At 42.5% G+C, this 16,190-nt stretch carries 10 protein-coding genes; 3 read left to right on the forward strand and 7 right to left on the reverse strand.

Annotated elements, in window-relative coordinates:
* Positions 1 to 21: 21 nt before the first annotated feature.
* From AX660_RS08875 to AX660_RS08895, 5 genes are all read right to left on the reverse strand, one after another.
* On the reverse strand, positions 22 to 3,687 hold the full coding sequence (locus AX660_RS08875) for a TonB-dependent receptor (protein WP_068375710.1): 3,666 nt from the start codon (positions 3,685 to 3,687) through the stop codon (positions 22 to 24).
* A gap of 881 nt (positions 3,688 to 4,568) precedes the next feature.
* Positions 4,569 to 5,654, reverse strand: coding sequence for a DUF917 domain-containing protein (locus AX660_RS08880; RefSeq protein ID WP_068375712.1), 1,086 nt, complete (start codon positions 5,652 to 5,654; stop codon positions 4,569 to 4,571).
* Positions 5,651 to 7,231: a hydantoinase/oxoprolinase family protein gene (locus tag AX660_RS08885; RefSeq protein WP_068375714.1), complete on the reverse strand. Its 1,581-nt coding sequence runs from the start codon at positions 7,229 to 7,231 to the stop codon at positions 5,651 to 5,653. The genes AX660_RS08880 and AX660_RS08885 overlap by 4 nt, the downstream gene beginning before the upstream one ends.
* Before the next feature lie 12 nt (positions 7,232 to 7,243).
* Positions 7,244 to 8,530, reverse strand: coding sequence for a purine-cytosine permease family protein (locus tag AX660_RS08890; RefSeq protein ID WP_068375716.1), 1,287 nt, complete (start codon positions 8,528 to 8,530; stop codon positions 7,244 to 7,246).
* A 75-nt stretch (positions 8,531 to 8,605) separates the two neighbouring features.
* A complete protein-coding gene (locus AX660_RS08895; protein ID WP_068376991.1) occupies positions 8,606 to 10,732 on the reverse strand; it encodes a TonB-dependent receptor in 2,127 nt (708 codons plus the stop codon).
* A 173-nt stretch (positions 10,733 to 10,905) separates the two neighbouring features.
* Here AX660_RS08895 and AX660_RS08900 point away from each other — a divergent pair, with 173 nt between their 5' ends.
* Positions 10,906 to 11,406: an Lrp/AsnC family transcriptional regulator gene (locus AX660_RS08900; RefSeq protein ID WP_068375718.1), complete on the forward strand. Its 501-nt coding sequence runs from the start codon at positions 10,906 to 10,908 to the stop codon at positions 11,404 to 11,406.
* Between the two features lie 20 nt (positions 11,407 to 11,426).
* On the opposite strand, the gene AX660_RS08905 is transcribed toward AX660_RS08900, so the two are convergent.
* On the reverse strand, positions 11,427 to 11,891 hold the full coding sequence (locus AX660_RS08905) for an Lrp/AsnC family transcriptional regulator (protein ID WP_068375720.1): 465 nt from the start codon (positions 11,889 to 11,891) through the stop codon (positions 11,427 to 11,429).
* A gap of 134 nt (positions 11,892 to 12,025) precedes the next feature.
* Here AX660_RS08905 and AX660_RS08910 point away from each other — a divergent pair, with 134 nt between their 5' ends.
* A complete protein-coding gene (locus AX660_RS08910; RefSeq protein WP_068375721.1) occupies positions 12,026 to 13,099 on the forward strand; it encodes an ornithine cyclodeaminase in 1,074 nt (357 codons plus the stop codon).
* Positions 13,099 to 14,022, forward strand: coding sequence for a citrulline utilization hydrolase CtlX (ctlX, locus tag AX660_RS08915; protein ID WP_068375723.1), 924 nt, complete (start codon positions 13,099 to 13,101; stop codon positions 14,020 to 14,022). Before AX660_RS08910 ends, ctlX begins: the two co-directional genes overlap by 1 nt.
* Before the next feature lie 609 nt (positions 14,023 to 14,631).
* Here the strand turns inward: ctlX and AX660_RS08920 are convergent.
* Positions 14,632 to 15,681, reverse strand: coding sequence for a family 16 glycosylhydrolase (locus AX660_RS08920; protein WP_082768820.1), 1,050 nt, complete (start codon positions 15,679 to 15,681; stop codon positions 14,632 to 14,634).
* Positions 15,682 to 16,190 lie beyond the last annotated feature (509 nt).

Consider the following 16,190-nt stretch of genomic DNA (forward strand, 5'->3'; position numbering starts at 1 on the left):
TAGTGTGCGTTTTGCAATTAATTAGAAACTTCCACGTAAACCTATGCGGAATTGACGCCCGTTTTTAAATACCGCAGCTGTTCTATTTGTCGGTACATTGCCATCTAGCGCATTACCCTCATCCAGTACAATATCGCCTGCTTCGTTAGGTTTGTTGTAAGTGGTGTAATAATTACGAATGACTTCATCGGTTAAATTAATTGCTTGAAAACTAACACTTAAGTTTTTATTAATTTGATAGCTTGAGCTAAAGTCGAGATTACTGGTCGCTTCTTGCCATATAGCTCCGCCATGTAAACCATCATTAATTAATTGTTCGCTGGCGTAACGGTGGGCTAAACGTAAGGTCAAACCATACTTTTCATAAAAAATGGTAGAGTTTGCAGATTGCTCTGGGGTATATGCTTGTGGCAAAGGCTTAGTAAATACGCCGGTTGTACCTACCTCTTCAATTTCTTTTTCCGATTGCTGATAAGTGTAATTTACACTCATGCCTAAACCAGACCAGATACCAGGTAAAAAGGTATAGTTTTGGGTATAGCCAATTTCTATCCCGCGAACATCGGCACCTTGACCATTTTTCTCGATAGCAATCTCAGCTTTGTGACATTCAATCTTCCAAGAACTGGCACCAAAACCACCTACATAACGATGAGGCATACAGTTGTCGGCATCACCAGGCACGCGGTTTTCGTCATAATCCAGCAGCAAATTAGCACTTTGCAGATCGTATTCTGATCTCACATCTAAATAGTTAAAGGTAGTGACAACGGTTTCAGGGAAATCAGTCATCTTCTTATAAAACAGAGCAGTTGATAACATACCTGACGCGTCGAAATACCATTCAAACGATAAGTCGAGGTTTTTCGATTTTAAGGGTTTTAAATTTACGTTACCGGCAACACCGCTAGCAGCAGGTCCCCAAACGTTTTCATCCATTTGTAAACGCGGATTCAACGAATCGAATTCTGGTCTGGTCATGGTTTTAGATACTGCAAAACGGCCGATCATTTCCTCATTGATGGCGTAGTTTAAATTTAAACTCGGCAACAATAGGGAGTGTTTGGCGGTACCACTAGTGGGTGCTTGACGAATGTAGGACGAATCCTGATCGCCGTTAGGACCTACAAAAGAGGTAGAACGGTCGAGGAAGGGCCAAATTTCGCCCACATTGGCAAATTGACGATGGGTTAAGGCACTAGCATTTACCAAATTACCATTAACATCGGTAATTTGGTTAGGTAAATCAATAAGTTGTTGTACAGTGGGTGGAGTGGTCGAATAATCAATATAAACGAGCCTATTGGTATCAACACCACCAGGCAGCACCCACTGCCCATCTACATAGGGAGTCGTCGCATCATTATTGTAGTCATAGCCGTGGGTTAGAGCCCAAGCAAAACAATTGGATAATTGGTCTGAATTTTGCGGCTCCCAGCGTGTATCTGGCAAACCAGTTGAGGGATCAATGCCCATAAGTGCTGTAGGGCAAGCAGGTGAACCTTCAATATCACCTAAACCACGTTCAATAAGCAGGTTATAAGGGTCAAGTAAGTGTGGGGGGCGATAATAAGTGATACCACCATAGCCGTTAGCGGTATTGGTATCTTTAATGTAACGTAAACCGACGTTACCGGTTAAGCGCCCATCAAATCCCTCAAAGTTAACTTTACCATACAAAGCATTGGTTTCTGTTTCTATGTTACGAGTACCAAGGTTGTTTTTGCTAACACCCACAGTACTTGGATCGCGGCCGGAAAATTCAGCAATGGCTTTTTCTGCATCCAACATCGGCCAACCGCCAAAATAGGCGTTACTTCTATCGCTTACTAAATCTTCACCAAAGTTATCGTAGGGGAATGCTTCACCTGACAACATATCAATAACACCAATAGACTGCATACCAACAGTGGCATAATTGACATCAGGAGTGATGTTATCAACTAAAGCAGTACCGGTATTGACAGTTTGGTTTTGGGTATAAACATCTTTTACACGTTTGGCGTACTTTGCGCCGAATTCAATAGAGGTGATGTTGTAACGATCTAGATCCCACTCAAAATCAAGGTGTAAGGACTTATTGGTATCGGATTGATCGTTATTTCTAAAAGTTAAACCGCCTAAGTGATTAGCTTCCAAATCAAAGGGATTAAAAGAACTGCTTACATAACTGACACTGCCGTCAAAAGGATCAAAAATGGCAGGCTTGGTTCCTAAGGTAAAACTACAATCACCGTTGCTACCAGAGCAATCATGACCAATAGGTTCAATGTCTTCCATTGGTACGGCTTCGATTACGGTATTGCCTAAAGTGCCCCAAGTGGCAGTGGTGAGTCCTACGTGATTTTTAGTTTTATCCGTGGTTTTGGAAATACCCGCAACAAAACCCATACGTAGAGTATCAGTAATATCATGTTTGATTTCTAGTGATGCTACATCGGTGTTTAATTCGCGCAAGCCTTGGGTTCTATTAAAAAAACCACCGGATTTACGACTATAAGATTGTTCTAAGGTATTGGTTTCTAAATCGACACCATTCCAATCGGTAACCGGATCGGCACCAGAAACCCCTGTTAATGCTGCGAAATTCAAACGAAAATTATGATAATCAGTTTCGACATCTTGTTTAGTATGAGTTACGTCAAACTGAATATTAGTGGCTGACGTTGGTTGCCATTCAATACCGGCAGAAACCGAAAACCTTTCGCGTATATCAGACGAGGTAGATATATCGGTAAAGTTTCTTGCGGTAACATCTAAGGGGCCGTCATGGGCAATTTGGGTGTCTGGATCCCAATTAAGTAAATCTGCAGTGGTTTGGCCTTCACCTAATATACGAATGGCTTTACCTGAGGCGATGTCATGGGCGGTCCGTCCAGAAGACGAATACAAATCGACAATAGGAATTGCAGCCGTTACCCAGTTGGTATTGAGTCTGTCTTGACGAGTTTTTTGCGTGTCTTTGGAAACGGTAATAACAAAGCCTAGGGTGTCATCTAGGTATTTATCGGCAAAACTACCGGTAATTCGTTCGGTATTTTCGCCAGAATATTCATCAAAGCGACCTTCAATATTGAGTGAACGGCGTGCGTCACGTAATTGCAAGGGTTTAACCGTGCGCAGTACCACTGTCGCCCCAAGAGAACCTTCATCTTGATCCGCCGAGGACGTTTTAATGACATCAATAGAAGAAAGGATGTCTGAAGAAAATGAGCTTAAATCGACACTTTGACTGGCTGTTGGATTGGAACCATCACCCGAAAGACCACTGGTTAAAGAAACACCGTTTACTTGAATTTGGTTCATGGATGGACCGGTACCACGCACCGAAATCCGCGTTCCCTCACCATTTTCAGACTGAATAGAGATACCAGTCACACGAGATAGTGCGTCAGCTATGTTTTGATCTGTTGATTTACCAACATCTTCAGCGTGAATTGAATCACTGACATTTTCTGAAAAACGCTTTGCATTTAACGCTTTTTGTAAACTTCCTCTAAAGCCAGTAACTTCAATAATTTCAAGTTCGTCATCTACCGCGGCAGTTTGATTCGCTTTATTTTCGGCAATTTGTTTTTCAACGAGCTTGGCGTCATTGACTGACGTTTCTTGAGCCATTGCTGGATAAGCCATAAAAGAGCTTAAAACAGCGATGGATATTGCATTCAGTTTAAAACTAGATTTCATATAGTGTCTCCACGATCCAGTGTTACCGTTTAAATAACAGGTTCGGTTTAAAGTTACTTAAATAACTTTCTAATTATTAAACGTTATGTAGCCATTCTTAAGTCAACTAAGTTAACAAAACAATGGCACTCACGTGTTTATGTGTTTTGTAAAGCGTCTTCTCTATGTTTAAAAATATTCTACTAACAGTGACTTGGCTGAGTAAGGTCAGCAATTCAAAATTGACAAGGAGTAAACTTATCAATAACGGCAAAAATCACTTCAACACCTGATTACGTTACATAATTATGATGTTATGATTTATTTAAACATATGATGTTTGTGATCGCAACATGATATTAACAAAACTTTAAACTTTTATGTGATTGTTTAAAAGTTAGTACAATCTAAGCATATTTGTTGACGAACTAGTGCTAGGCGATTTGGTAAATTATGAGTAGTCAGGTAGGAGCTGTATCGAGCAAACGTGAGGTTTAACGCTAGGCAAAATTACCGATATGGATATGTAAAAAGAAGGTTGTTTGGGTATATCTGAGTTAAAACAAGTTAATGCAAAGGCGCTAAGGTGGGACTTCAAATCAAGTCTGAGCTACTACAAACTGTAGTAGCTTACATCTGATACTTTGAGTCGAAAGGTTTTGACCTATCTCGACAGGCGGCTTGGAAGCGAATTGCAGACGATTGAAAACTGTCACGGCAATTACTTGTTTACGAAAAAAGCGGCCATAGGTCATTCAAATTTGTCTTAGAATTTTGAGTGAGGAGTTAGTCCCATGCCCAAAAGCAGGGGGCAGAAATTCTGACTTTTTCCTGAAAAGTGAAATCAACGGCTCTGCCCCCACAGACTTCATCCTATTTATCACATTTGCTAATGTCGAATGTTAAATATCCTCAAGGGCAACATAGTCAAAATCAAATCCAAAACAGCGGGGAGAAACAACTTTAAGGGCTTGTTCTGAGCGATAAAACTGAGGACAGCCAACCGCAAATACTGCCACTCGTTGGCCATAACGCAGTCGTTCAGCATTAATTGGCGTTGAGGTTTCGTAGTCAACTATAACAATTAAATCCGGCACGCTGGTGACGACCTTTTCTCCTTTGCGAGCAAGCAAGTATTCATTTTTTATGCTTACACTTAATGGTGAATCACTACTGTCAAAAGATTCAATTGTGGCTTCACCAATGTCATAACCGCCAACAATTCGGGTGGCTTTGTCAATGACCTTGCCGGTATAGATTAAGCGACATTCACCATAAATTGAGTCTTTGAAAAGGGCCTGCAATGGCGCCAACATGTCTGTCGCTAAACCACGATTTTCACGCAGGGTCTGTCCTAGTTTAATGGAGAACAACAACGTGCCCGGAATAATGGAATCTTTAAGTTCACGTCCGCTCATCGGATGCTCTGCAGTGGTAATCATGCCACCCGCAGCCATCGCTAGACTGCGTATATGTCGTTCATAAACTTCTGTGCTGTTCGTGGAGAAGGTGGCAATATTACCCGCATAATCATAGGCAAGTGCTGGGGTGGGTTTAACACCAGCAATGGCATAACTCATCATCTGGGCTTCAGGCAACGCTCTGCCCATACCATCACCATCAATAACTGGAAGGCCTCTTCCTGCTGCTGCCACTAAAGGAATTAATGAGTTTCCTCCACCAATTTCAAAAGACGCTACTGCATCAACGGTTTTTCCAACGTGTTTTTCAAATGCCGCTAATGTATTGGCGGCGTCCTCGACTGAAGGCAACAGTTCTAGACTCACCGTTGGTGCCCCTACCGAACCAATGGCAACCACATAAGCATCATCGTTTAGTTCAGAAGGGTCGATGACCTCAATTGGCCCAAATTGTTTGATCGCTTGTTCTGCTATTAGGCGCGGTACATAAGGGTCGCCACCACCACCAGTTGCCAAAAAAACCGAACCCAATGCTAAATCTTCTAAATGTTTAAGTTCAATTTTCATAATGTGGACTCCTGTGTATTGTCAGATGAGTTAGCAGACGAACTGGCTAATTCACCAATCACTTTGACGCGAATACAGGTGCTAGATTCATCCATATAGGGTACGGGGGTTTCTTCAATATCAACAGTGCGCAGGGTTTCAACTGCTGCCCCTGCATCAATGGCGCGTTGCATAGCATCTTTGGTGACCTGTTTTATGGCCTCTTCGCGAGCTAATGTACGGTAAGACACCATTTGCTCAGCTTCTCCGCCGATTTGTGCAATGGCAGCCCCTATGGCATTTGCGACGCCTGCATGCTCGGGTCGATGGATTTCTGAAGCCGCGTTTAATCCATCGGTAACCAGTATTGCACCGCCGCCTACCAGTATAACGGGCATAGATTTTCCACCGGGCTTCATCATATCGATATTTTTATCAAGCATTGCATGTAAGGTTGCTTTTGCCTTGCGAATGGTTTGGGCCGATATATGTGTGACTTTTGATTTGTCACCAACATCTGCACCGCCACTGGCCACTAAAATATCGGTTGTGGTTAGGGTATCGCCACCAAACACCAAACCTTCTGTTACTAATCGATGACCTACCGAACGCGGCCCAATTGAGGAGCCGTCGGCTGAAACAATGCTGCCACCACCCAAGCCAATCGCTAATATATCGGGCATTCTAAAGTTAGTGCGTACGCCACCAACTTTTATGATCACATTGGATTCCCGCGGGAAGCCATTTTGCAACACGCCTATATCCGATGTGGTGCCACCAATATCCACCACTATGGCGTCTTTCAAGCCAGTTAATTTATAGGCTCCACGTAATGAATTGGTGGGGCCAGAAGCAAAGGTCAGGGCAGGATATGAACGCACAAAGTCAGCACTCATCAAGGTGCCATCATTTTGGCTGATATACACAGGGCAGTGTAAGTCGCGTTTTTTAAGTGCACCTAAAAACGAGCTCACTACTTTGTCGGCAAAAGGCAGCAAAGTGGTATTAAGAATGGCCGCATTTTCCCGCTCCATTAATCCTAAACGACCAAAACTATGGGATAAAGTGATTTTGGCATCTGGAATGGCTTGGCGTATTTTGGCAGCCACTTGTTCTTCTGGTGCTGAATTTATTGGTGAAAATGCAGAGGCAATGGCAATATTTTTAACGCCGCTTTTAAGCATACTGTTAATCATATTAGTAATTTCAACTTCATCTATGTCAGCCAACGACCAGCCGTCATATAAGTAGCCGCCATGCAGCATGTAGTATTCACTATCAAGTGCATCTTTGAGGTCTTGTGGCCAATCCAGCATAGGGGGCATACCGTTACCAGATGGTAAACCAATACGCACGGCTGCCACTTGAGCCAGTTCACGTCGCTCAATGATGGCATTGGTAAACTGAGTGGTGCCGATCATCACGGTTTCGATCTTATCTTGTGAAATGCCACTTTCGCCTAAAATAACGTCCAGCGCATTGGTGATCCCCGAAATAACATCTGCAGAGGTAAGCGCTTTGGTCGATGCCAATACTTTATCACCTTGCATAATCACTGCATCTGTATGCGTGCCGCCTACATCTATTCCAATTCTCATTGTGTTTTACCTCTAGCTCTTTGTGCGGTGACTGGAACGACGTTCATTCCAAGAAAGGGTTGTGTAGATAATGCCAGCAAGAAAAATGGCATCGATAGCTGCAATTCCGGATGGTGAGGAAATCAGACTTTCAGTACTTAAAATGGCGAAAACGGCGCTTAACAGCCACGCAATAAATCCTTTAGGTGCAAAAGTGCGATTATCGCTAAGGGACTCGATGTTATAGGCCTGAGGACGGATAAACAGATAATCGCTGATGATGATCCCTGCAACCGGCACAAAAATAATCGACAGATAAAAGATAAAGGTAATAAAGTTGTCGAGTAGATTTAATAAGGCCACAAAAACACCCACTAAACCTAAACAAATGGTCACTAAGGTCGCATTTAATTTGGGAAAAGTAGCCGTGGTGCTCAGCACAGCGCTGTATAGATTTAGCGAGTTGAGTACCCAAGAGCCGGCAATAACAATGATAGAGGCACCAAGACCTAGGCCTAGATCAATCATGATATCCAATATATCTGTTTTACCTGAAGTGGCACCAGCTAAGCCCGCAGCGCCCATAACCAAAAGTTGCACTACAACATAAGCTATAAAGGCGATGTAGATGGCACTGGACCAGTGTTTAACAAAACGGGTGATGTCTGGCAAAATGATCGCGCCAATAATAATCGCGCCCACTACAGCTGAAATGCCTTGACCAAGAGACAGGGTAGCGACCTTTTCAGTTGCCATTATTTGTGCAAAGGAATTTTCGCTGAGCGCAGAATAGGCCAATAAAAACGTTACCCCCGCGAGTATGGGTACCATAATCGTCGCCAACCAATTAATGGCTTTAAAGCCGATAACTGTGGTGAGTGTCATACAAAAACTGGCAATCATGGCCAAGGTTAAGGGGGCTATACTGACGCCAAAAACATCCAAGGCCAGACGGGAAACCGCATCACCAAACAAGTTTATATTGACCCCAAACCAACCAAGTAATGAGATAGCAAAGGCGATATTCACTATGCTCGCGCCTTTGTCGCCAAAGGCTATTCGCACCAGCAAATACGAACTCATGCGGGTTTTTGCACCAATCACCCCCATCACGCCACCGATAGCAAAAATAATCAGTGAACCAATGACCAAGGCCAAAAGAGCCTGTACAGGTTTGAGCGCCTGATGGACTTCAAGACCCGTGATAAATGTGGGTAATGAAAAAGCCACCATGGCGCCGACAGCTGCAACTCGGGGCCAAGGAACTAATTGGGCATCGGTGATCTTTACGGCAGAAAACTCATTTAGTTCCTGTTTCATAAACCTAACTCAACAAACAGACGCCTGTTAATTAACAGTCTCTTGAGCAATGAGGGCCGATGCCAGCCCAACCAATTAAAAGTCATAATTAAATTGAACACCAAAGCTAGAGCCGATATTCGGGAAGCGTCCAAGTGACACCACGCTATTTCCTAGCAGTATTAAATCTTCTACTTGGCGTTCGTCAGTTATGTTGTCTGCAAAGGCAGTTACCGACCAATCTTGCGCTTCAAAAGTCGCTCTTAGATTAATAATCGTTTGTTTGGAAGACTGAATATCGGCAATATCAAAGCTGAATATTCTAGGACCTGTGTGGTTCACATCGGCGCGTAGGATTAAATCCAACTCAGATGACATGGCATATTCATATTCGGCCACCAAATTGAGGTTGTAATCAGCCACGTGGGGTAACGAATAACCAATTAAGTCAGGGCGTTCAGCAAAGGCTTTAATGTCCGAGTCAATTATTCCGCCATTCGCCATCAGGGTTAAATTATCACTAGCCTGTACAGAAAGCTCAAACTCAATTCCTTGGGTACTGACATCATCAACCGAGATGTTTTCTAAGGTAAAGGTATCGCCATTAAAACGGGTTATCTGGGCATCTTCTTGGTCAATCCTAAACAGGGCGAAGTTAAAGGTACCGTTGCCATTTAATACGCTAGTTTTAAAGCCTACTTCAAAGCTATCAGAAATTTCTTTATCAAAGGTGCGGCTAATATCAGGGTGAGGTTCGTTAAACCCGCCGCTACGAAAACCGCGTGAATAACCACTATAGATAAGAGTGTTGTTATTCATTTGATAGGCGACTGAAAATTTGGGCTGTAACTCAGAAAAGGTTTTTTGCTCAAAAGTCTCTTCAACAAAGCGCGAGTCAAAAGATTCTCTGTCGTCGGTGTCATAACGAACTGCCGCCGTCACTTCGATTTGCTCAGTTAAATCATAGTTTAACTGAGTTGATAAAGCCCAAGCGCTGCTGCTGTTATCATCCAATATACTAAATACAATTAAACTCTCATCAAAGTCAGAGCGATCCATCGGCTGATTGCCAACCATATCGTCATAGTTGTGGTATTCGCTATCCCGCGATCGTTCTTGCATAAAGGCAGCTACAGCCCAGCGCAAGCGAGAATCGTCGTTAGACTTTAGGCGTGCTTCAAAAGTGGTTGACTCTACTTTCAAAATATTTTCCTGCGCACCAGCGTAATAGAAACCGTCAAAGTCACTTGGTTGATTAGAAAAATCGGCATCAGAGAAACCGCTTTGATCTGATTCGCTATAACCTGCGACTAACTCAAGGGTTGAGGCCTCAAATTCGTGAGAGAATCGTGCGCTAAATTCGCTAAGATCGCGAGTGTCTAAGCCTGGCACGTTATGTTCAACTTGTAGCGAGAAATCTTCAACGGTATCAAAATCGACCGCTTGGTAATATCCAATGCCTGATTCTGTATTGGTCAAACGTGCATTTAAATCAAGGATAGAATCATCTGAAACATCTATGCTCAACTTGCCAAATACCGAGTTTTCTTCATGAAAATCAACAGTTTTATTTAAAAATGTATTATCAAGTTGTCCCGCGTAATCACGTCGATACGCTCCAACTCTAAAGTAGGCTTTATCTTCAACCACAGCACCAGACGCGACACCAGATAAACGCAGATCGTTACCACTGGCAAAAGACGTACTGACTCGCGCTTCAAAATCGTTAGTAGGTCTGCGAGTGGTAATATTAACCGCGCCACCTATGGCACCGCGTCCATAAAGTGCACCTTGAGCGCCGCGCAGTATTTCAATTCTTTCAATATCGAATAACTGTTGATTCATAAATTCCAAATCAGAGGCGGTAATGCCATCCACCACAAAGGCTAAAGGCGCATCACCTACCTGAGGGGTGATTAAACCGCGGATTTGGATTCGAGCTAAGCCCGGACGAAAATTGTCTAATTGACTTAGATTGGGCGTCAGATCAGCTACATCGCGAAAACTCTTAATGCCTGCACGTTCAATTTGCTTGGCGTTAAACGAGGTGATGGACTCTGGGATCTCTTGCAGGCTCTCAACTCGTCCACGTGAGGTGACGACTATTTTTTCGAAGGGTTCTTCGAGTGATTCTTCGGCGGCGACAAGCTGCGAATTTGCAACAAACAGTAAAGTGCTTGGCACAATCAAGGCTGTCGTGATTTTATTTAGACGCATAGACATTGTGTTGATTCCCATATTATATGTTGAATTAGCATTTTTCGTTTTATTTTGAAGCTGTAGTATATTACCAACGAATAAAAACATTCTGTTGAAGATACCTCTTGAAAACGGATAATCTTTACTTCCGAACTGCCCTCACAAAATAATCGTTTTTCAACTTAAATGGCCATTAAATGAGCATTAAAAAAAACATCAAACTTGATCAGATCAACAAGAAAATAATAACGATAGTGCATACGCAGGCTGATATCTCTAATCAAGAACTAAGCGAACGTGTGGGTTTATCAAACAGTGCCTGTTTTCAACGCACTAAAGCGCTCAAAGAGGCAGGCTATTTTGTTGGTTTTAATACAGATCTTGATTTAAATAGAATTGTAAAAAATGTCTTGGCTTATGTTGAATTCACCCTTGAAGCAAATAATCCAAAGGCAAGAAAAACCTTTGAGAATGCCATAAAAGCTATCCCAGAATTTATGGACTGCTTACGGATTACCGGCGATGTGGATTATATTTGCTTTACCTGTTGCTCTGACACCCAAGCCCTCAATGAACTTTGCGATGCAGTGAATGGCAATCCTGATTTGGGCATACAAAAAGTTAAAACACGCATTATATTAGAACGCGCCAAGTGGTACTTGGGCTATCCGCTACAAAAGCTGGAATGGTTGAAGTGAGGCAAGTTGGCAGTGCTGGACTAAGTCGAGCTAAGTAAAATGCTGGTTTCGCTGTTAAGTACCCCGGGGATCATTCTTACTACCCTCAAAACTTGATCAAACTCACCCAAGCTTAATGTTTGTATCTCTGCAATGAGATCCCACGCACCATTTGTTGTGTGCAGTTTAAACAACTCAGGAATACCTCGCAATTTTTCAATAACTTGCGAAGTTGATTTACCAACAACCTCAATCATCATGATTGCCCTTATTGCGCCTTCCTCCACATTTTCATGGGCACGAATGGTAAAGCCCAAAATTGCTCCGCTTGAAAGCAGCCGATCTAGCCTATTTTGAATGGTGCCTCGGGAGACATGTAAAATCTCAGACAGTTTTGAAATTGATGCCCTGCCATCCTTACGCAATATGCTAACCAACTCTCGGTCTAATTCGTCGTATAGATAAGGGGCTTTTGTTTGTTTGGTCACAGAAGTTAACCCTGTCATTTTGCTATCTCTGTATGTCAAAGTGATAAATAATAGTGCATATATTACAGTATATTGACATTTTAACTAACATGTTAAGGTTATAAACTTTTTCCATCGTCAAATTTAAGTTTAGCCTTGCGAGTTCTTAACTAATGAATAGTTGTAATAAATTGAAATCCCCTAATGTTCCGTTTTTAGGCGTAAGTCATTTGCTTGATTTACTGGCAGATGTGGGCGTAGAAAACTTTCTGCTTGGTCTAGCTGAATATATTCAACAAGATTTTATGCGCTGGGATGAATTTGACAAATCTCCGCGTTACGCCTCACATTCAGAAGAAGGTGTTATTGAGTTAATGCCAACCAGTGACGGTAATAATTTTAGTTTTAAGTACGTTAATGGTCATCCTAAAAATACCCTAAAAGGACTTCAAACGGTTACCGCTTTTGGTGTGCTGGCTGATGTTGACTCAGGCTATCCCCTGTTAATATCTGAGATGACTGTTTTAACTGCCTTGAGAACAGCTGCTACCTCTGCCTTAGTGGCAAAATACCTCGCTCCTGCAAACTCAAGTGTGTTGGCTTTGATTGGCAATGGTGCGCAGTCGGAATTCCAAGCATTAGCGTTTAAGGCGCTATTGGGTATCACCCAAGTGAAGTTATTCGACATTGATAGATCTGCTTCCATCAAGTGCTACGAAAACCTTAAGGATAAGGGACTAGATGTCGAAATTTGCCTTTCTGCTCAGGAAGCAATCGAAGGGGCACATATCATCACAACCTGCACTGCAGACAAATGCAATGCGACCATATTAACTGATGAAATGGTAGCTAATACAGTCCATATTAATGCGATCGGTGGGGATTGTCCGGGCAAAACTGAATTAGACAAAAACTTACTGCTCAGGGGCGATGTATTTGTCGAATATGAGCCGCAAACGCGAATCGAAGGCGATATACAACAACTTGATGCAAGCAGCTTTGTAACAGAAATTCATCGGGTGATAAGCGGATTAGCACCTGGTCGCACTGTTGCTCAGCAACTAACCATTTTTGACGGTGTGGGTTTTGCTGTTGAGGATTTCTCTGCTTTGCGTTTTGTCAGAGACTTGATGCAGCAATCTCCACATCAACAAAAACTTGATTTACTGGCCAATCCCAAAGATCCACGTAATTTATTTGGCTTATTAGCAAATAGTCAAAAAACATCACTTAGGCAGGCAAGTTAATGGCAATTCGTAATCCTCAAGCACCTAGTGCAGTAGTAATGGTAAGGCCTCATCATTTTTGCCCCAATCCACAAACACAGGCTGACAACTCATTTCAATCGCCATTGCCACAAAACTCAGAAACACTGCACGCTTTAGCCTATCGGCAGGCCTCTGATGTTGCTGCCAAATTAACAGACTGTGGTATTCAGGTTCACATTTTCGAAGATGAAACCCGTGATACTCCTGATTCAGTATTTCCCAATAATTGGTTTTCTACCCATTCGGGTGGACATGTTGCCATATACCCTATGTATGCCCTGAATCGACGAACTGAGAAGAGAGCCGATGTTATCGATATGCTGAAACGTTGTTATCGGGTCCAGGACGTGGTGGATTATTCGGGTTTAGAAGCCGATGACATTTTTCTAGAGGGGACAGGTGCAATGGTGCTGGACCATATTGACCGGGTTGCCTATGCAGTGCAGTCAAATCGCACAAATCCGCTGGCACTTGAACGATTCTGTTCACATTTTAATTATGAGCCAATGTTATTTGAGGCCTTTGATAATAATGCTAAAGCGGTTTATCACACCAACGTTCTGATGTGCATTGGTACTGACTTTGTAATGATTGGACTGGATATGATCGATAATCAAAAACGTCGTGATGAAATAATCCAACGATTTGTAGAGTCCGGGCGAGAGGTGATTACCTTGAGTCACCAACAAATTGCTCGCTTTTGCGGCAATGCCATAGAACTACAAGGCAAAAACGGGCGAATATTAGCTCTCTCTTCAACGGCCTATGCCGCTTTGGAGCCAGAACAGCGCCTAATACTCGAAAAAAGCGTAACCCTGTTACCATTAGAGGTGTCAGTAATAGAGTCGGCAGGTGGTTCGGTAAGATGTATGTTGGCTGGTATCCATCTATCAGCTAGGTAATAAAGAGCGTTTAGGCATGGCTGATTCTGATTTTTCGATGATCCTTAAGTGAATTAATTACACAATTAGAACTAGACTAAAACTAGCTAAAATTGCCAGGTAAAAGGCGGATAGGGGCTGGCACTACAAAGGAACTCAATCCATAAATCATCAATAACCAGCTTGCCCTCCGCTACTAGTTATTCTTTGTGAATTCGCTCAACCAAATGCACCACAGATATCGAATAGTTAGCTAATTTATACGATCTCAATTGAGGTTACGGGAGTTAATCAGAAGTTCCTGCCTGCTCAGGAATGATGTGTAATAGCTTGTATATCCTCACCGTCCGCAATATGCTATTTGTACTCATTCATTGGGAAGCTCGCCAACAACCGCAAATGGCACACGGCCGTCTGTAAGGTTTGGTCAAGCTCTGTATATAGAAAATTTCAGATTGAATTCAGACTAATTCACATAAACCATAGCCAGTTTAACAACTGGCTGATATGCTCTTTACGACAAAGTCGCTCGGTAATTAGACCGACAGTCTCCCTTGGTAATCACACTACTACAGACAATAATAGCTTCGCTGAATTCTTCCGTCCCACAGTGTAAATCGTGTTGTGTGTTTATTGTTTTTCTGGTGTTTGCCACACCCGTACATATTCAATTTCAAAATCGACGATACCGTCATCTTTTTCATCTTCAGGACTGTTTAACTCTAAATCTGCTTTCGACTCAGGGTAGCCACGCCAAGGAAAGGTTTCTTGATCAAGCCAGATATGCATTGCTTTATCAATTACGTAGCCTTTTTTAAAGCCACGCTTTTTGGCCCAGGCATCTATTGTGTCTCGTGATGCTTCGCTAAAAAGCTTGCCATCGATGAAGTAGCGTATGCCGGTTTCAGTCCATTCAAAACCATAGGTATGGAATTTTTCGGCTACTCTAAAGCCTAGATCTTTGGTTTCAGTGTAAGTTACATTTTTACCGTTTTCCTGACCCAATTTTGGATCCCAGTCATGCAAGGTCCACCACAGATCTCTATCTCTATGTTCTTGGCCTGGGATACGATGACTGCCAAAGTGTTCAAACATATCGAGCTCTAATTCGGTGTCGTTTCGCTGTCCGTTTTTGCTTTCATGTCTTGTCATCCAAAACGCGCTCGATATTTCAGCATCTGCTGCTTTGGCGTGAATTTCCATATAACCGTATTTGAATATTTTACGGTTAATTAATGCGGCGGTCGTGATGTTTTCGTATTTACCGGCAATTTTGTCAGGCCCCCAAGGATCGCCAGCTTGAGTACTAAAAGGAAAGTCGGGCTCCCAGCGTGTTTCTAACATTAACTTGCCATCTTCTAAACGGTAATTTCTGCCAGAAAATTGCGAAGGGGCGCGACCTATCCATACTTCGCGATCCGGAAAATCGGGATCTTTGTAGACGGGCTTACCATTTTCAAATTTGCCCACCACGTACCATCTATCCTCGTCGAGAATACTATCTTCAAATTCATCGCTGACCTCTTCATTTAGAACCCAGCCACCTGTGTTATTAGGATCCGAAAGAGGCAGTACGTTGGCACTGACAGAGTGTGCTGCCGAACTCAATATCAGAGCAGCAACAAGAGGGCGCCAATTAATATGCGATTGAGGCCACTTGGTGGGATATTTAAAATACATGTCATTCTCCAATATAGAAATTTAGTCCCTCCCGAGCTAGGTCTCTAAAAGACTACAGCGGTTGTTGTTGGTAGTCAGAGCAGGGAATGTTAAAACATCATTTATAGTTAAACATATGATGTATTGGTGGGCAATTAAATTTGTCGCTCTTTTGTTAAGCTGTATTTAATTATTAACTCTACCAAAGGGACGTAATTTAAAGGGCAGGTTTACTCATTGGGCTTTTACTTGCTTCTACCTTATTAAACTAAGGCCAGTCGTTTTTACTACTGGCCTTTTTTGTAGTGGGCAATATCTATTTCTAATTGCGTTATTAAGCCCAAAAAGGTTTGAATTAATTTAAATATGTCTGAAATGTTAAATAAATCTTGTGAATGTAAACATCATATGTTTATATATCTGCTATGAGTGAAATGACGTATTACGATTTAAAAAGCGCTGGCACTATTTCGCCAAGCATGTCGGTCCAAGTTGCAAGAGAACTGGGTCGTAGAATTGTGGCGGGGGAA

Origin of the sequence: Paraglaciecola hydrolytica, from assembly GCF_001565895.1 — a bacterium.
Taxonomy (GTDB): Bacteria; Pseudomonadota; Gammaproteobacteria; order Enterobacterales; family Alteromonadaceae; genus Paraglaciecola; species Paraglaciecola hydrolytica.